This window comes from Tardibacter chloracetimidivorans (genome assembly GCF_001890385.1).
Classification (GTDB): Bacteria; Pseudomonadota; Alphaproteobacteria; order Sphingomonadales; family Sphingomonadaceae; genus Tardibacter; species Tardibacter chloracetimidivorans.
In genome coordinates this window covers 256,451-273,294 of record NZ_CP018221.1, presented here as the reverse complement: position 1 = coordinate 273,294, position 16,844 = coordinate 256,451, and the positions used below count along the sequence as shown (strand labels likewise).

The following is a 16,844-nucleotide window of genomic DNA, read 5'->3' as shown; positions in this document are numbered from 1 at the left end:
ATGCCCCCTTTCTGGCCGAACGCTTGCCAATCAGGGGCTCCTGGCCCAATGGCGTCCGCATGAGCAAGCCACCAAGCGCGATCATTCGCGCCCGCCATTCAGAGCCGCAGCGCATCGCAAAGCTGCTTGCGCGCGCCGGCATTGCCTCGCGCCGCGAGGTCGAACGGATGATCGCAGACCGCCGGATCGCGATCGACGGCAAGCCGGTGGAAACACCGGCCACGCTTCTCAATTCGCTGAAAGGCGTAACGGTCGACGACAAGCCGGTGAAGCCGCCTGCGCCCGCGCGACTGTTCATCTTCCACAAGCCGCCGGGCGTATTGACCGCCGCCAATGATCCCAAGGGCCGGCCGACGATATACAACCGCCTGCCGGACGGACTGCCGCGCCTCATGCCCGTCGGCCGGCTCGACATGAACACCGAAGGCCTGCTGCTGCTGACCACCGACGGCGAGCTGAAACGCGCGCTGGAGCTTCCGTCATCAGGGGTCGAGCGCGTCTATCGCGCCCGTGTCTTTGGCGAGGTGAGCCAGGCGCAGCTTGAGGAACTGATCCACGGTATCGAGATCGAAGGCATCCGCTATGGCTCGATCGACGCGAACATGGAGCGCCGGACCGGGCGAAACGCCTGGGTCGAGATGAAGCTGACCGAAGGCAAGAACCGCGAGGTCCGCCGGGTGCTGGAGTTCTTGGGGCTGGAGGTTTCCCGCCTCATCAGGGTTGCCTATGGCCCGTTCGAACTGGCCGACCTGCCCCAGGGCAAGATCTGGGAAGTCCCGCGCGAAGAGGTCATCCGCTTGCGCGCGACATTGAAGGCATGAGGCAGGCGTGAGGATCATCAGCGGCAAGTGGCGCGGACGGCCGCTGGCTCCACTCTCGGGTGATGCAACCCGCCCTACCGCCGACCGGGTGCGCGAGGCGCTGTTCTCCATGCTCGCAAGCAGGCTCGGGAGCTTCGAGGAGCTTCGCGTGGCGGACCTGTTCGCGGGCACCGGCGCGCTTGGGCTGGAAGCGCTCTCGCGCGGCGCGGCGCATTGCACCTTCGTTGAAAGCGATCCGCTGGCCCTGAAGGCGCTGCGATCGAACATAGAGAAACTGGCCGCCGCTGCCGCCGCCCAGATCCTCGCCCAGCCTGTCGAGGCCATGATGACGGCGCGGGAGTCGTGCCACCTTCTCCTGCTGGACCCGCCCTATCGCAGCGGGCTGGGGCAGAAGGCCCTCACCCGCCTGGTCGCCAAGGGCTGGATCGCCGACGGCGCATGGGTGTCGCTTGAAACCGCGCGCGACGAAAACGTCGATGTGGCGGGCTTCGCCGTCGATGCGGTGCGCGACCATGGCAAGGCAAGGCTCCACCTGCTGCGCTACACTGCCGAAGCCAGGGCTTGAGTCTCCTCTCCCCGTTCCCTAACTGTTCACAGGTGAATCAGCCCCTTCCCCTCTCCTCGCAAAGCGATCCCTATCTGAAGGGCCTCAACGCGCCGCAGCGGCAGGCGGTGCTCACCACCGAAGGCCCGGTGCTGATGCTGGCGGGCGCGGGCACGGGCAAGACGGCCGCCCTCACCGCCCGGCTGGCGCATCTCATCGCGTCGCGCCGCGCATGGCCGTCTGAAGTCCTTGCGGTCACCTTCACCAACAAGGCGGCGCGCGAAATGCGGCACCGGGTGGAACGGATGATCGGCGACGCCGTGGAAGGCATGCCGTGGCTCGGCACGTTCCACTCCGTCGCGGCGCGAATGCTCCGCAGCCATGCCGAGTTGGTCGGGCTGAAGCCCAATTTCTCGATCCTCGACACCGACGACCAGCTTCGTCTCCTGAAGCAGATCATCAACGCCGCCAATATCGACGAGAAGCGCTGGCCCGCGCGGTTGCTGGCGGGTCTGATCGACAAGTGGAAGAACCGCGGCTGGACGCCCGCCGATCTTTCGCTCGATGAAAGCCATGCCTATGCCGATGGCCGTGGGCAGGAAATGTACAGGGCCTATCAGGACCGGCTCAAGACGCTGAACGCAGCCGACTTCGGCGATCTCCTGCTCCACATGCTCGTCATTTTCCGCACACATCGGGAGGTGCTGGAGGGGTATCAGGCGCGCTTCAAATATCTGATGGTGGACGAATATCAGGACACCAACACCAGCCAATATCTTTGGCTGAGGCTGCTTGCGCAAACGCGCAAGAACATCTGCGTCGTGGGCGACGACGACCAGTCCATCTATTCATGGCGTGGCGCAGAAGTGGCCAACATCCTGCGGTTTGAAAAGGATTTTCCGGGCGCAACCGTAATCCGGCTGGAGCAGAACTACCGCTCGACGCCGCACATTCTCGGTGCGGCCAGCGGCATGATTGCGAACAATGGCGGCCGGCTCGGCAAGACCCTGTGGACCGAGCGAGAGGCCGGCGAAAAAGTCCGCGTCATGGGCGTGTGGGACGGTCCGGAAGAGGCCCGCTTCGTCGGCGAACGGATCGAGGCGCATATCGCCGGCGGCGGCCGGGCGGAGGATTGCGCGATCCTGGTCCGCGCCCAGTTCCAGACCCGCGAGTTCGAGGACCGCTTCATTTCCATCGGCCTGCCCTACCGGATCGTGGGCGGTTTCCGCTTCTATGAGCGGGCCGAAATCCGCGATGCGCTGGCCTATCTGCGGGTCGTCGCCCAGCCGGACGATGATCTCGCGTTCGAGCGCATCATCAACACGCCGAAGCGTGGGCTTGGCGACAAGGCGGTGCAAAAGGTCCATGCGCTTGCCCGCGCCACCGGCACGGGGCTGCTGACGGCCGCCGCACGGATCGTCGACAGCGACGAACTGACGCCGCAGGCGCGGCGTTCGCTTGGCAATCTGGTCGCGGATCTCGCGCGCTGGAGGTCGAACGCGGACACCCTTCCCCACCCCGACCTCGCCCGGCTGCTGCTGGAGGAGTCGGGATATGTCGCCATGCTTCAGGCCGATCGTTCGGCGGAAGCCACGGGGCGTCTGGAAAATCTGAACGAATTCGCCCGCGCGATGGAAGAGTTCGAGAATCTTTCCGCCTTTCTCGATCATGTGGCGCTGGTGATGGACAATGACGCCGACGACAGCGCGTCGAAGGTGACGATCCTCACCATCCATGCGGCCAAAGGGCTTGAGTTCGACACCGTGTTCCTCGCGGGATGGGAGGAAGGCGTCTTTCCCTCGCAGCGCTCGCTCGACGAAGGCGGGAACGCCAGCCTGGAGGAGGAGCGCCGCCTCGCCTATGTCGCGATCACGCGGGCGCGGCGTCAGGCGTGGATCATGCACGCAGCAAACCGCCGGATATACGGCCAATGGACATCGTCTATTCCCTCGCGCTTCATTGCGGAGCTTCCGGCGGAGCATGTCGAGGTCGAAACCAGCATGTCGGGCGGCGCTTCGCTATGGCGCTCGCAGTTTTCCGAGCAGCCGGACCCCTTCGCCCATGCAGGTCGCGGCGCGGGGCGCGGGCCGGGTTGGCAACGGGCGAGCGGCGGCGGCTTCAACCGCGCATCCGGAACCCGGATCATCGAGGCAAAGGCGAGCGCCGTCAGCCTTGGATCGAAGGGGCGCGACGATGTCGCGGTGGGCGACCGCGTTTTCCACGCCAAATTCGGTTACGGCCATATCGCACTGATAGAAGGCAATAAACTGGAGATCGATTTCGACCATAGCGGCCGCAAGCGGGTGCTCGACAGCTTCATCGAAAAGGCCTGACGGTCATTCGGCCGCCGGCCGGTCCCAGTCCTTGCCCGCACTGCCCGGCCAATGATCCGCCTCCACTCCCGATGCGCGATGCAGCCGGGATGCAAGACTGTTCACCTCTACCCTGTCGGTTGAAATGCGCAGGTCGCGCCAGGGAACCGCAAACAGCTTCTCGCCCACCCCGCCTACCCCGCCCACGCTGACGGTGGCATAGGCCATCCGGCCGCTGTCGCAGGCGATCATCGCATCCACCACCGAACCGATACGCTCCCCTTCCCTGTCGACCGCGTCCAGCCCGGCGAGGGCTGCGGCCGAGACCATCGGCGTTTCCGCTTCCTCTGACGCCGCTTCGGCCCCCTCCTCGTAGCGCGCCGTCCGCCCCAGCCAGCGCCATATGCCCAGAAGATTGATGGCCAGCAGGATCAGGTTCTGGATCAGCAGATTATCCTGAGCGGTCATCCAGCCATAGGCGGACCATGCGATCGACCCGATCGCGAACACGATAAAGCCATAGCCGGTCAACCGCGCCCCGCCGTTGAGCGCGACCATCACGGCCGCTATCGACGTCGTCACCGGAGCGATCCACTGGACGGCCTGTTCCATCGCTTTCTCCCTGCTGGTCTTCTCCTTCAGGACAGAACGCTGTACCTGCACGGGAGTTACATGGGACATGATCGCGAGGACGCCGGCCAATGATCGATCGCTACACTGCGGCCACGCGCAGCGGCGTCGCCCGCAAGATGCTCGGCTGACCCTCCTCCGCCGTGCGGCAATATGATGTGATCGTGCTCGGCGCGGGCGCCGCCGGGCTGATGTGCGCGCTGACCGCCGGCCAGCGTGGCCGGAATGTCCTTCTACTCGACCATGCCGACCGGGTGGGGGCGAAGATCCTGATTTCGGGCGGCGGCAGATGCAATTTCACCAATCTCAACTCGTCGCCGGACTGCTTCCTGTCGAGCAATCCGCACTTCGCGAAGTCGGCGCTCAGCCGCTACACCCAGCATGATTTTCTGAAGATGGTCGAGCGCCACGGGATCGCCTGGCATGAAAAGACGCTCGGACAGCTATTCTGCGACAATTCGGCGCGCGACATCCTGCGCATGCTGCTGGACGAGTGCGCGGCAGGCGGTGTCGACGTCCGCCCCAGTCATCATATCTCGGGCGTCGACCATGACGACGGCTTTGTCGTCCACACCCATGGCGGCGATTTTTCCGCCCCCGCGCTCGTGGTTGCGACAGGCGGCCCCTCCATCCCCAAAATGGGCGCGACCGGCCTTGCCTATGATATCGCGCGCCGGTTCGGCCTGCGTGTCGTCGAGCCGCGCCCGGCCCTCGTCCCGCTTACCTTCGGTCCGGATATGGCGCCGTTCACCGCACTGGCGGGCGTAGCGACGGAGGTGGTCGCTTCCACGGGCAAGCAGCGGTTCCGCGAGGCCGCCCTCTTCACGCATCGGGGCATCTCCGGCCCGGCGATCCTCCAGATTTCATCCTATTGGCGGCCGGGCGAGGCCATTTCGCTGGATTTCGCGCCCGACATCGACGTTCTTCACCGGCTGAAGTCGGCCAAGCATATCCGCCCGAAGGCGGAGGCGCGAAGTGTGCTCGCCGAATTTCTGCCGAACCGGCTGGCGCAGGCCCTTGCGGCGGCGGCTGAACTTTCAGGCCAGCTTGCCAACATGCCCGACCGGCAGCTTGCGGCGGCGGCCGAGCGGATCAAGCAATGGCGCTTCACGCCCACCGGAACGGAAGGCTATGCAAAGGCGGAAGTGACCGCAGGCGGCATCGATACCGCGGGGCTTTCCTCCCGGACGATGGAAGCGCGCATGGTCAAAGGCCTCTATTTTATAGGCGAGGCGGTGGATGTCACCGGCTGGCTCGGCGGCTATAACTTCCAATGGGCTTGGTCCAGCGGGTGGAGCGCGGGCGACGCAATCAGCCAAGCGACCTTGTGATTGGGGAACCAAGCCTATAGGCGGCATGTCATACCGTCACTCCCCCTTCCCGAAAGCTTATCGATCATGTCCTTTGCCAGTCTCCCCGTTGCGATCGCCCAGGCGCTTGCCGATCGCGGTTATGCGGAGCCGACACCCGTTCAGGCGGAGGTGCTGAAAGCCGAAGCGGACGACCGCGACCTGCTGGTTTCCGCGCAGACGGGCTCTGGCAAGACCGTCGCCTATGGCCTTGCGCTGGCCCGCACATTGCTTGGCGAGGCGGAGCGGCTGCCGCCCGCCCGGGAGCCGCTGGCGCTGATCATCGCGCCCACGCGCGAACTTGCGCTCCAGGTGCAGCGCGAACTTGACTGGCTGTATGCAAAGGCCGGCGCGCGGGTCGTCTCCTGCGTCGGCGGCATGGACATGCGGCGCGAACAGCGCACCCTTGGCCAGGGCGCGCATATCGTCGTCGGGACACCGGGCCGTCTGCGCGACCATCTCGAGCGTGGAAGCCTTGTGCCCACCCATTTGCGCGCCGTCGTCCTGGACGAGGCCGACGAGATGCTGGACCTTGGGTTTCGGGACGATCTGGAAGAGATTCTCGACGCCACCCCGGCGGAGCGGCGCACGCTGCTGTTCTCGGCCACCCTCCCGAAGCCGATCGTCACGCTTGCCAAAAGGTTCCAGAAGGATGCGCTGCGGATCGCCACCATCGGCAGCGACCAGCCGCATGGCGATATCGAATACCGCGCAATCCGCATCGCGCCCGGCGACCTAGAGCATGCCATCGTCAACGTTCTGCGCTTTTTCGAGGCGGGCGGCGCGATGATATTCTGCGCCACCCGCGAGGGCGTTCGGCGGCTGCACGCCAGCCTGGTCGAGCGCGGCTTCGCGGCCGTCGCGCTGTCGGGTGAATTGAGCCAGAGCGAGCGCAACCATGCCCTTCAGGCGCTTCGCGACCGGCGCGCGCGGGTCTGCGTTGCGACCGATGTCGCCGCGCGCGGCATCGACCTGCCCGACCTCGGTCTCGTCATCCACGCCGAACTGCCCCACGACGCCGAAACGCTCCAGCACCGTTCCGGCCGGACAGGCCGCGCCGGCAGAAAGGGCATCTGCATCCTGCTGGTCCCCTACCCCAAGCGCCGCCGCGCCGAAGGAATGCTTCGCGCCGCCCGGGTGAACGCCCAGTGGGTTGCGCCGCCTTCGATCGATGAGATCCGCGCCCGCGACCAGGAGCGGCTGCTTGAATCGGTATCGCAGACAGGAGATGCCGCGGAAGAGGATCTGGTGGTGGCCCGCCAGCTTCTGGAGCAGCGGAGCGCCGAGGAAATCGCCGCAGCGCTCATCCGCGTCCACCGCCAGCGGCTGCCCGCTCCCGAAGAGTTGTTCGACAGCGGACCGGATACGGGCGGCGGCCAGGCGGGACGCAACGTCCGCGACAGCGGGCCGCGCGCAGGATTTGAGGACACGGTCTGGTTCCGGATGAACATCGGGCGCAACAACAACGCCGACCCGCGCTGGCTCCTGCCGCTGCTCTGCCGCCGAGGCCATATCACCAAGCATGAGGTGGGCGCGATTCGCATCTTCGACCGCGAAACCCGGTTTGAGATTCCCAGCGCGATCGCGGGCAAGTTCGTGGCGGCGCTGAAGCGCACGGGCGAGTCCGACGATGGCGTGGCGATCGAGCCCTTGCCGCAGGGCGCGGGACTGCCGCCCCGGCAGCATCGCCCCAAGCCAGGCCCCGACCGCTTCCGTCCGACCGGCAGACCCGGCGGCAAGCCCGGCGGACGACCTGCCGCCCGGCGGTGATGCGCGCATGGCCGTGACGGTGCCCGAAATACTGGTCGATGCAGATGCCTGCCCGGTGAAGGACGAGGTCTATCGCGTCGCCGGGCGATACGAGCTGAACGTCCGCATCGTCGCCAACAGCTTCATGATGGTGCCGCAATCGCCGCTGATCGAGCGGGTGATCGTCGGCAGCGGATTCGATGCGGCCGACGACTGGATCGCCGAACATGCGTCGCCCTGCGCCATTGTGGTCACGTCGGACATATTGCTCGCCGAGCGCTGCGTGAAATCCGGCGCAACGGTTCTCGCGCCCAATGGACGGCCGTTCGACATGGCCTCCATCGGGCAGGCGGTGGCGCAACGTGCCTTGATGGCCGACCTTCGCGCGATGGGCGAAGTCAGCGGCGGACCACGGCCCTTTTCAAAGGCGGCCCGCTCGTGCTTTCTCTCCGCGCTTGACCAGGCGGTGCATCAGATCAGACGACGCCCCCCCGCCTGAACGCCTTCAAAGCTCGGTCGGCGGTACGACAGGCGCGTCCTGTACGACTTCCAGCGGCGCATCCTCAGCCCCCGCGGCCACGACAGGCGAAGACGGCCGGGCAGCCTGTTCCGCCTTCATCGCCGATGCCGCGGCCTGCATGGCGACCGCGGCTGCGGCCAGCGCGTCGGCTGCCGACTGCGGCGTCGGCGCAGCAGCTACTTCCTGCTTCACCGGCGCGGCTGCCGGAGCGGCAGGCACCGCTGGAGTGGCCGGCATCGCAGGCGCAGCCATGTTGACCGGACAGCTTTCTCCAACGCCCAAGGGCGTTTCGGAAAAGCTGCGCGCCAGCGTCGACAGTTCCTCATCGGTCGATCCGGCGGCGAGAGTCATCAGCGTGCCCGCCATGTCACAGAAATTGACCGACTGGGCGCGCGCCGAGTGACTATTGGCCAGACCGGTGGTGAAGCGATCATAGGCGCTCTGGCCGCCATCGATCCCGCTTTCGCGCATGAACCGTGCTTTCAGCACATTATTGTGTCCGGTCAGCAGCGGCCGCTTCTTGTTGACGAATGCATTATACTGGCTCTCCAGGGTTCCACCGGCGCTGCCGCATTTGAGCGCGCTCATCATCAGCATCGTTTGCAGGTCGCGCACGCGCGCCGCTTCGATTTCATAGCTGTGCCAGCAGGTTGGTTGAGCTTGTGCTTCCAGTGCGGTTGCAAGCATAAGCATACCGGTAGCGGCGCCTGCCGCCCAAGGTGTTCTCGACATGTGAACCTCGCCTAAACGCAAAGCCCCCTGCACCGCACGAGGTTAACATTTTTTTGGCCGAAGATCAGAATTTTTTCTTGACTGTTGCTCTTCAACAACATTGTTCATCAAATTGAAATCGCGAGATATTTTTAGCGCGATCCGGCTGGGGCAAAACGACTCGGGCCCATCGGGATAGCCGCTGATCTTCCGCCGGGTAATCGGATCGGATTTTCGGCGGTCAGGGGCGGTCGATGCGCCCGGCGTCGATGACCGGAGCCGCATCAATCCCATCGGCGTTCAAAAGGCCGGTGAGCCGCTCCAGCATGGCCACGATCATTGCCTGTTCCCAATCGGGAAGGTTGTCGAACCTGCTCTGGAACCGGTCCTGCATCATGTCCGGCGCTGAAGAAAGCGCGGCCCTGCCCTCCGCCGTGATCGAAACCCAGACCTGGCGACGATCCCGCTCGCGGCGGCTGCGCGCGACGAAGCCACGCTGTTCCAGCCGGTCGACGAGATTGGTCACTGTCGCCTGGCTGAACTGAACGGCTGATGCAATCGCGCCTGCGGTGGTCTCCCCATGACGGGAAACCTCCTGCAGGACGACAAGCTGCGACGGCGTAAGTCCGGTCGCGGAGGCAAGCTGCCGTTCGGTCATTTCAGCGGCGCGGAGCAGCCTTCTGATTGCGCGCAGCGCGGACTCGGTGCGGGGTTCGAACATCCTTCCGCGCTAGCGCGAAGCCGAGCGCGTAACAACCGCAATTTACTTCGGTATTTAAAGGAAAATCCGACCAAGTTCGCCCGGCTAGACGCCTCAATTTTCCCGATACGCCTTGAAAATTGGCCGATTTCCTCTTATATGGCTGTCCGGCGGCTGACATGCCGCAGTCCAATATGTTTAAAACACCAAAGTATAAACGGGGAATAACCTTGAAGGACAATGGCAACACGGACGCAAGTGTCGTCCGCCGGTCGGCTTTCGCTATCGCCGACCGGCTGCCGGATTTCTCATTCCGGAATCCTGTGGCGGAAGACGCGCAGGCGATTCATGATCTGATCGCCGCCTGCCCTCCGCTGGATACCAACTCTCTCTACTGCAACCTTCTGCAGTGCACGCATTTCGCCGAAACCTGCGTGCTTGCCGAGCGCGATGGCGAGATCAGCGGCTGGATATCGGGCTATCGCCTTGTCCACGACCCGGAAGCCATGTTCGTGTGGCAGGTCGCCGTTCATGAGCGCGCCCGCGGCCAGGGGCTTGGCGTCGCCATGCTCAACGCGCTGTTCCAGTTTCCCGCCGTGTTCGACGCCGTCCGGCTGGTGACGACCGTCACCCCTTCCAATCGCGGCTCGCGAAAGATGTTCGCGAACTTTGCCCGGCAGCAGGGGTTGGACCTCGAAATTCGTCCCTGTTTCGACCGCGAAAGGCACCTTGGCGGTGCGCATGAAAGCGAGGAGCTGATTTCCATCGGCCCGCTCGACACCGCCAGCCTCACATTCTGATCACCATCCGCAAGGAGAGACCATGACACTTTCGCCGGCCCCGACCGCGGGCACCTCCGACATTTCGGTCTATGACAGGCTTGAATCCCGCGTGCGCAGCTATTCCCGCGCCATGCCGCGCCAGTTCGTGCGCGCCGAAGGGCCGTGGATGCATGACGCGGAGGGCGGACGCTATCTCGACTTCCTCTCAGGCTGCTCCACGCTGAATTACGGTCACAATCACCCGGTCCTGAAACAGGCCCTGATGGACTATATCGCCGGAGACGGCGTGACCCACAGCCTCGACCTTCATACCGAAGCCAAGGCGGCTTTCCTTGAAGAGTTGGACAAGACGATCCTTGCGCCGCGCGGGCTGCGCTACAAGGCGATGTTCACCGGGCCGACCGGCACCAACGCCGTCGAGGCGGCGCTGAAGCTTGCGCGCAAGGTGACCGGTCGCCAGCATGTGATTGCCTTTACCAACGGATTTCACGGAATGACGCTGGGGGCGCTCGCCTGCACGGGCAATGCCGGCAAGCGCGGTGGCGCGGGCGTGCCGCTCAGCCATGTCAGCCATGAACCGTTCGACGGCTATTACGGCCCGGACGTGAACACCGCCGACCTGCTGGAGCAGCGGCTCAACGACCCATCCAGCGGGATCGACGCGCCCGCCGCCATCGTCGTCGAAACCGTCCAGGGCGAAGGCGGGCTGAACGTGGCCTCGCCGGAATGGCTGCGGGAGATCGCCCGCATCGCCAAGGAACAGGGCGCGCTTCTCATCATCGACGACATTCAGGCGGGTTGCGGGCGCACCGGCGGCTTCTTCAGCTTCGAGGAAGCGGGCATCAAGCCCGACATCGTGACGCTGGCCAAATCGCTGTCTGGCATGGGCCTGCCCTTTGCGCTGACGCTGTTCCGTCCCGATCTCGACAAGTGGGAGCCGGGTGAACACAACGGCACCTTCCGCGGCAACTGCCACGCCTTCGTTACCGCGACGGCCGCCATCCGGCATTTCTGGAAAACGGACGATTTCGCCAATGACGTGAAGCGCCGGGCGGAGCTGCTCGGTCGGCGGCTGAAGGCGATCGCGGCGACCGATCCCGATCGCATGTCGGTCAAGGGCCGGGGCATGATGCAGGGCATCGATGTGGGCTCGGGCGAGCTTGCCTCGGTGATCACCAGCGCGGCCTTCGAAAAGGGCCTCATCATCGAAACCAGCGGGCCGCATGACGAGGTTGTGAAGGTCCTCGCCCCGCTGACCATCGACGACGATGTGTTTTCCGCCGGTCTCGACATTGTGGAAGGCGCTGTTCGCGACGCCATGACGCCAGTCTTCGGCATGGCGGCCGAGTAAGAAGGAGGGTCGCGATGCTCATCAGGAAGCTCGAAGAGATTCGCGGTACGGACCGCAGCGTCAGTGACAAGGGATGGGAAAGCAGCCGCATGCTTCTGGCTGAGGACGGCATGGGTTTTTCCTTCCACATCACCACGCTTCAGGCCGGTGGCGAATGGACGTTCCATTATCAACATCACGTCGAATCCGTGTTCGTCATCAGCGGTCGGGGGAGCGTGGAGGATCTGGCGACGGGGGAACGGCACGAGCTTGCCCCCGGCACGCTCTATGCGCTGAACGCGCATGACCGGCACACGCTGCGCGCCGAGACCGAACTGGTCACGGCCTGCGTCTTCAACCCGCCGGTGACCGGCAATGAAGTCCACGACGAGACAGGCGCATATCGCCCCGCCGCCGCAGCTGCCTGAGCGCGGCGCAAGGTGCAAACTCCGGAAGAAGGAATGAAATGACCGATCTTTACCCGTCCCGGCGCGAGGCCGCCCCTCGCATCCTCCCCCGGCTGGACCCAGTGGTGCACAGCAGTTGGGACGAACGCGCGCCGATCACGCGCGCTCAGGCCGAACAGTTCGACCGTGACGGATATCTGGTGCTCGACAATGTTTTCAGCGCCGAGGAGGTCGCCGCGCTCCAGACCTCGGCGGCAAAGCTGCTTGCCGATCCGGCCGCGCTTGAGGACGAGACGGTGATCACCGAGCCGGGCGGCCGGGAAGTGCGGTCGATCTTCAAGATCCACCAGCAGAGCGGGACGATGGCGCGCCTCGCCGCCGACGACAGGCTGGCCGGGGTCGCGCGCTTCCTGCTGGGAGACGACGTGTACGTCCACCAGTCGCGGCTGAACTACAAGCCCGGGTTCGTCGGGAAGGAGTTCTACTGGCATTCGGATTTCGAAACCTGGCACGTGGAAGACGGCATGCCGCAGATGCGCGCCCTTTCCATGTCGATCCTGCTCGCCCCCAACACCGTTCTGAACGGACCGCTGATGATCATTCCCGGCTCGCATCGGAAATATCTCACCTGCGTCGGGGAAACGCCTGAAGACCATTATCGCTCTTCCCTGAAGAAGCAGGAATATGGCGTTCCGGACGAGGACAGCCTTGCAGAGCTTGCCGCCGAGCACGGGATCGTTGCACCGACCGGCAACGCCGGAACGGTCATCATCTTCGATTGCAACGCAATGCACGGCTCCAACGGCAACATCACGCCGTTCCCGAGGGCCAATGCCTTCATCGTCTATAACGCCGTCTCCAACCGTCTGGTCTCTCCCTATGGACCGGAAGCGCCCAGGCCGGAGTTCATTGCGGCGCGCAAGCACGTCTCCGTGCTCCAGCGTCCCGAGGTCACGCTGCTGGAGGCGGCGTCCTGACAGCGCGGACGGCGGCCGAGTTCTACAGATCAGACCGATGATGTCAGCGAAACGACGCAAGCACAGGACAGCCATGCCAGCCGGTCACGACCGGAAATGACGGGGACGATCCGCCCCGTCGCGACCCTGCTGCTCGCCATTTTCATGCTGATGGCGGGCAGCGGCTTCCTTTCAACGCTGATAAGCCTGCGGCTGGAAGCGTCGGGCGCGCCGCCGCTGCTGATCGGCCTGGTCGCGACTGCTTATTTCGTCGGGCTGACGTTCGGATCAATGCTTGCGTTCGCGATCGTTGCCCGCGCCGGGCATATCCGCGCCTTCGCCGCCTTCGTCTCACTGTTTTCAGCGACCTCGCTCTCCTACACGCTCCATCTGGATCCACTGTTCTGGTCGATGCTTCGCCTTGCCGAAGGGTTTTGCATGGCCGGGGTGTTCGTGTGCCTCGAAAGCTGGCTCAACGAGCGCGCCGAACCGGCCACGCGCGGCAGCGTGCTGGCATTCTACATGATTGCGCTCTACGCCGGTCAGGCCGTCGGGCAGTTCCTTTTGAACCTGGGCGACACATGGCCCGCCCTGCCGTTCATCGCCGCATCGATACTGCTCTCGCTCGCGGTCATTCCGGTGGCGCTGACCCGCATCCCCGCCCCTTCCCGTCCCGAAGGCGGGATCATGCGCCTGACCCAGTTGTACCGCACCTCGCCGCTGGGCTTTGTGGGCGCCGCGGTGACGGGCGTGATGATGGGGGCCTTCTATGGCCTGGGCGCGGTGTTCGCGCGCGGTGTCGGCCTCAACACGGCGGGTACGGCGTTGTTCATGAGCGCGACGATCCTCGGCGGCGTGGCGTTGCAATGGCCGCTCGGCCGCCTGTCGGACCTGGTGGACCGGCGCAGGGTCATCGTCGGCACCTTCCTCGCGACGCTGATCGTGTGCATCGGCCTGTTCGAATTCGCCGAGGGGCGCTATCAGATGATGCTCGCGGGCGCGCTGTTCGGCGGCACCTGCTTTGCCCTGTATCCGCTCTGCGTTGCGCACACCAACGACCATCTCCGCTCCACCCAGCGGGTCGGCGCGTCGGGCGGGCTGATCCTCATCTACTCGCTGGGCGCTGCGGCCGGACCTCTGGCGGCAGCCGGGATGATGGAGGGGCTTGGTCCGCGCGGGCTTTTCCTCTTCATCGCCGGTTGCGCGTCCATCGTGCTCATCTTTGCGGGCTTTCGCATCTGGGCGGCCCCTCCCGTGCCGGATGCGTTGCAGCGGCGCTATCAGGTACTTCCCCGCACCACCCCCGCCGCAGCCTCGCTTGATCCTCTTGCACCAGAAAATTGACGGACATCGCGCAAGATATGAATTTCACCAGAGAGTTTGAGTTTCTGACCACCCTGCCCCCCTGGGCGCAGGCGCTTTCAGGTCTTGCGTTGCTTGTCGCAGCGGCCACGCTTGCGAATGCCGTCGTCAAGCAGGTCATCCTCCGGCTGCTGGAGCGCGGACTCGACACCGCCGCGCTGGCGGTGACCAGCGGCCAGCTTGATCCCATCGTCCGGCGGCTCTCCAACATCGTGCCTGCGATCGTCATCTCGCGCGGCATTCAACTGGTGCCGCACCTCCCCGCCGGAGTAATCGACGTCACACAGAATGTGGTGAGCGCGTTCATCGTGCTCACCATCGTGCTTGCGATCAGCGCCGGGCTCAACCTCGTCAACAACCTCTATCAGCGCAGGCCCGATGCGGCGAGCAGGCCGATCAAGGGCTATATCCAGGTCGCCAAGATCATCCTCTTCGGCGGCAGCGCGATACTGATAATCGCCGTGCTCATGGAGCAGTCGCCGCTGCTGCTACTGTCGGGGCTTGGCGCGATGGCCGCCGTCCTGATGCTGGTTTTCAAGGACACGATCCTGTCGCTGGTGGCGTCGGTTCAGCTTACCTCCAACGACATGCTTCGCGTCGGCGACTGGATCGAGATGCCTGATCTGAACGCGGATGGCGACGTCATCGACATCGCGCTGCACACGGTGAAGGTGCAGAACTGGGACAAGACGATCACCACCATCCCCACCTATCGGCTGATGTCCGAATCCTACAAGAACTGGCGGGGAATGGCCGAATCGGGCGCGCGGCGCGTGATGCGGTCGCTCTATATGGATCAGAACAGCGTCGCCTTCCTGACCGAGGAGGATAAATCGGCGCTCCGGCGCTTCGCCGTGCTGAGCCCCTATCTCGACGCCAAAAAGGCCGACATCGAAAGATGGAACGCGGGGCTGAAGGAGCGCGGCGAAGACCCGGTCAACCAGCGTGAACTCACCAACCTGGGCACGTTTCGCGCCTATGTTCAGGCCTATCTGAAGCATCATCCCGGCGTCCGGCAGGACATGACGCTGATGGTCCGCCAGCTCCAGCCCACCGCGGGCGGGCTGCCGATCGAAATCTACTGCTTCACCGGCACCACCGCCTGGGCGGAATATGAGGCCATTCAGGCCGACATATTCGACCATCTGCTGGCGATCATGCCGCATTTCGGCCTGCGCCTGTTCCAGAAGCTGGGCGGCATGGACCTGCGGCAGTTCCCGCTTCTCCAGAAACAGAATGCACTATGACGAAAAGGATGCGCCATGCCTGACCATTCCCCGGCTGCTCCCATCCCCGGCGAAACGCCGCCTTCGCCCGCCGTCCTGAAAAAGGCGATCGCAGCGTCGGCGATCGGCAATGCCACCGAATGGTTCGACTATGGCATCTATGCCTATGGCGTGGCTTATATATCGACCGCGCTTTTTCCCGGCTCCACCAGCGAGGCGACATTGTTCGCGCTGGCGACCTTCGCGATCTCGTTTCTGGTGAGGCCACTCGGCGGATTGTTCTGGGGACCGCTGGGCGACCGCTATGGCCGCAAGACCGTGCTGGCGCTCACCATATTGATGATGGCTGGCGCGACGCTATGCATCGGGCTGGTGCCGTCATATGAAAGCATCGGCGGATGGGCGCCAATTCTGCTCATAGTTTTGCGACTGGTGCAGGGATTTTCCACCGGCGGCGAATATGGCGGGGCCGCAACCTTCATGGCCGAATACGCGCCCGACGACAAAAGAGGCTTCTACGGCAGCTTTCTGGAAGTGGGGACGCTCGCGGGCTTTTCGCTCGGCGCATTGCTGATGCTGGGTTTCGCGCTGCTGCTCGGCGATGAAGCCATGCACGAATGGGGCTGGCGCCTGCCCTTCCTGGTGGCCGCGCCGCTCGGGCTTGCGGGGCTCTATCTAAGGTCGCACATTGAGGACACACCCGTTTTCCGCGAAGTCGAGGCGGCGGGAGATCGCGAACCCGGACATCTTTTCGAGCTGTCGGACCTGTTCCGCCATTATTGGCGGCCACTGCTGGTGCTCGGAGCGCTGGTCATCGCGCTTAACGTCGTGAACTATACGCTCCTCAGCTACATGCCCACCTATCTCCAGGTCCGTCTGGGGCTATCCACCGAAGAAGCGCTTTACGTGCCGATCATCGGCATGCTGTTCATGATGCTGTTCGTCCCCGCAGCCGGTGCGCTGTCGGACAAGCTGGGGCGCAAGCCGATGTGGTGGGCTTCGCTTGGCGGGCTATTCCTGCTGGTCGTACCGCTCTACCAGCTGATGGCGACCGGCTTGTGGGGTGCGATTGTGGGATTTGCGGTGCTGGGCCTGCTCTATGTGCCGCAACTTGCGACCATTTCCGCCACATTCCCGGCGATGTTCCCCACCCCGGTCCGCTTTGCCGGTCTGGCGATCGCCTATAATGTCTCCACATCGCTGTTCGGAGGCACTGCGCCTGCGTTCAATTCATGGATGGTCGGCCTTACCGGCGACGTGCTGGTGCCAGCCTATTTGATGATGGCATCCTGCCTTATCGGCATGGCCGCCCTGCCGTTTGTCATCGAGACAGCGGGCCAGTCGCTACGCGGGACCGAGATACCCGGAACGTCAGCGTCGCAGCGGCAGCTTGGACATGATGTGGAGGCGGGCCGCCCCGTCTGAACGGGACCCCGCCTCCCAAC

At 64.5% G+C, this 16,844-nt stretch carries 16 protein-coding genes; 13 read left to right on the top strand and 3 right to left on the bottom strand.

The window, feature by feature from the left end:
* Positions 1-59 precede the first annotated feature (59 nt).
* From BSL82_RS01480 to BSL82_RS01470, 3 genes are read left to right on the top strand one after another with little or no spacing between them, the layout of a single operon-like run.
* Positions 60-821: a pseudouridine synthase gene (locus BSL82_RS01480; RefSeq protein ID WP_072595709.1), complete on the top strand. Its 762-nt coding sequence runs from the start codon at positions 60-62 to the stop codon at positions 819-821.
* A gap of 7 nt (positions 822-828) precedes the next feature.
* The gene (gene rsmD / locus BSL82_RS01475) at positions 829-1,386 is read left to right on the top strand and encodes a 16S rRNA (guanine(966)-N(2))-methyltransferase RsmD (protein ID WP_072595708.1); all 558 of its coding nucleotides are present in this window, start codon (positions 829-831) and stop codon (positions 1,384-1,386) included.
* Between the two features lie 32 nt (positions 1,387-1,418).
* Positions 1,419-3,698 carry an ATP-dependent helicase gene (locus BSL82_RS01470; RefSeq protein WP_072595707.1) on the top strand — a complete coding sequence of 760 codons (2,280 nt, stop codon included), beginning with the start codon at positions 1,419-1,421 and terminating at the stop codon, positions 3,696-3,698.
* A 3-nt stretch (positions 3,699-3,701) separates the two neighbouring features.
* On the opposite strand, the gene BSL82_RS01465 is transcribed toward BSL82_RS01470, so the two are convergent.
* Positions 3,702-4,289 carry a PRC-barrel domain-containing protein gene (locus tag BSL82_RS01465; RefSeq protein WP_072595706.1) on the bottom strand — a complete coding sequence of 196 codons (588 nt, stop codon included), beginning with the start codon at positions 4,287-4,289 and terminating at the stop codon, positions 3,702-3,704.
* Positions 4,290-4,450: 161 nt separating this feature from the next.
* On the opposite strand from BSL82_RS01465, the gene BSL82_RS01460 reads away from it, so the two are divergent.
* From BSL82_RS01460 to BSL82_RS01450, 3 genes are all read left to right on the top strand, one after another.
* On the top strand, positions 4,451-5,638 hold the full coding sequence (locus BSL82_RS01460) for a BaiN/RdsA family NAD(P)/FAD-dependent oxidoreductase (protein WP_193408591.1): 1,188 nt from the start codon (positions 4,451-4,453) through the stop codon (positions 5,636-5,638).
* A 66-nt stretch (positions 5,639-5,704) separates the two neighbouring features.
* Entirely contained in the window at positions 5,705-7,426 is a 1,722-nt protein-coding gene (locus BSL82_RS01455) for a DEAD/DEAH box helicase (protein WP_072595705.1), read from the top strand.
* A gap of 7 nt (positions 7,427-7,433) precedes the next feature.
* Positions 7,434-7,904, top strand: coding sequence for a YaiI/YqxD family protein (locus BSL82_RS01450; RefSeq protein ID WP_072595704.1), 471 nt, complete (start codon positions 7,434-7,436; stop codon positions 7,902-7,904).
* Positions 7,905-7,910: 6 nt separating this feature from the next.
* Here the strand turns inward: BSL82_RS01450 and BSL82_RS01445 are convergent, their stop codons facing one another.
* Together BSL82_RS01445 and BSL82_RS01440 are read right to left on the bottom strand one after the other, a co-directional pair.
* The gene (locus BSL82_RS01445; protein WP_158010601.1) at positions 7,911-8,657 is read right to left on the bottom strand and encodes a hypothetical protein; all 747 of its coding nucleotides are present in this window, start codon (positions 8,655-8,657) and stop codon (positions 7,911-7,913) included.
* 220 nt (positions 8,658-8,877) lie between these two features.
* Positions 8,878-9,357 (bottom strand): MarR family winged helix-turn-helix transcriptional regulator, encoded by a 480-nt coding sequence (locus BSL82_RS01440; protein ID WP_072595702.1) that lies wholly within the window; start codon positions 9,355-9,357, stop codon positions 8,878-8,880.
* A 209-nt stretch (positions 9,358-9,566) separates the two neighbouring features.
* On the opposite strand from BSL82_RS01440, the gene ectA reads away from it, so the two are divergent.
* The 7 genes from ectA (at position 9,567) to BSL82_RS01405 (ending at position 16,824) form a co-directional block, all read left to right on the top strand.
* Positions 9,567-10,136 carry a diaminobutyrate acetyltransferase gene (ectA, locus tag BSL82_RS01435; RefSeq protein WP_226998552.1) on the top strand — a complete coding sequence of 190 codons (570 nt, stop codon included), beginning with the start codon at positions 9,567-9,569 and terminating at the stop codon, positions 10,134-10,136.
* A gap of 22 nt (positions 10,137-10,158) precedes the next feature.
* Positions 10,159-11,469, top strand: a complete 1,311-nt coding sequence (gene ectB, locus BSL82_RS01430) for a diaminobutyrate--2-oxoglutarate transaminase (protein WP_072595701.1) — start codon at positions 10,159-10,161, stop codon at positions 11,467-11,469.
* Positions 11,470-11,483: 14 nt separating this feature from the next.
* Complete coding sequence (locus BSL82_RS01425) at positions 11,484-11,876, top strand: ectoine synthase (RefSeq protein WP_072595700.1); 393 nt, start codon at positions 11,484-11,486, stop codon at positions 11,874-11,876.
* Between the two features lie 38 nt (positions 11,877-11,914).
* Positions 11,915-12,832, top strand: coding sequence for an ectoine hydroxylase (gene thpD / locus BSL82_RS01420; RefSeq protein ID WP_072595699.1), 918 nt, complete (start codon positions 11,915-11,917; stop codon positions 12,830-12,832).
* A gap of 96 nt (positions 12,833-12,928) precedes the next feature.
* A complete protein-coding gene (locus tag BSL82_RS01415) occupies positions 12,929-14,155 on the top strand; it encodes an MFS transporter (protein WP_072595698.1) in 1,227 nt (408 codons plus the stop codon).
* A gap of 17 nt (positions 14,156-14,172) precedes the next feature.
* A complete protein-coding gene (locus BSL82_RS01410; protein ID WP_072595697.1) occupies positions 14,173-15,420 on the top strand; it encodes a mechanosensitive ion channel family protein in 1,248 nt (415 codons plus the stop codon).
* A 15-nt stretch (positions 15,421-15,435) separates the two neighbouring features.
* Entirely contained in the window at positions 15,436-16,824 is a 1,389-nt protein-coding gene (locus BSL82_RS01405) for an MFS transporter (RefSeq protein ID WP_072595696.1), read from the top strand.
* Positions 16,825-16,844 lie beyond the last annotated feature (20 nt).

Excerpts from the sequence above, each read along its gene's own strand:
- BSL82_RS01480 (WP_072595709.1), top strand. The coding sequence starts at position 60 with ATGAGCAAGCCACCAAGCGCGATCATTCGCGCCCGCCATTCAGAGCCG.
- BSL82_RS01465 (WP_072595706.1), bottom strand. The coding sequence starts at position 4,289 with ATGGAACAGGCCGTCCAGTGGATCGCTCCGGTGACGACGTCGATAGCG.
- BSL82_RS01455 (WP_072595705.1), top strand. The coding sequence starts at position 5,705 with ATGTCCTTTGCCAGTCTCCCCGTTGCGATCGCCCAGGCGCTTGCCGAT.
- BSL82_RS01450 (WP_072595704.1), top strand. The coding sequence starts at position 7,434 with ATGGCCGTGACGGTGCCCGAAATACTGGTCGATGCAGATGCCTGCCCG.
- BSL82_RS01445 (WP_158010601.1), bottom strand. The coding sequence starts at position 8,657 with ATGTCGAGAACACCTTGGGCGGCAGGCGCCGCTACCGGTATGCTTATG.
- BSL82_RS01440 (WP_072595702.1), bottom strand. The coding sequence starts at position 9,357 with ATGTTCGAACCCCGCACCGAGTCCGCGCTGCGCGCAATCAGAAGGCTG.
- ectB (WP_072595701.1), top strand. The coding sequence starts at position 10,159 with ATGACACTTTCGCCGGCCCCGACCGCGGGCACCTCCGACATTTCGGTC.
- BSL82_RS01425 (WP_072595700.1), top strand. The coding sequence starts at position 11,484 with ATGCTCATCAGGAAGCTCGAAGAGATTCGCGGTACGGACCGCAGCGTC.
- thpD (WP_072595699.1), top strand. The coding sequence starts at position 11,915 with ATGACCGATCTTTACCCGTCCCGGCGCGAGGCCGCCCCTCGCATCCTC.
- BSL82_RS01415 (WP_072595698.1), top strand. The coding sequence starts at position 12,929 with ATGACGGGGACGATCCGCCCCGTCGCGACCCTGCTGCTCGCCATTTTC.
- BSL82_RS01410 (WP_072595697.1), top strand. The coding sequence starts at position 14,173 with ATGAATTTCACCAGAGAGTTTGAGTTTCTGACCACCCTGCCCCCCTGG.
- BSL82_RS01405 (WP_072595696.1), top strand. The coding sequence starts at position 15,436 with ATGCCTGACCATTCCCCGGCTGCTCCCATCCCCGGCGAAACGCCGCCT.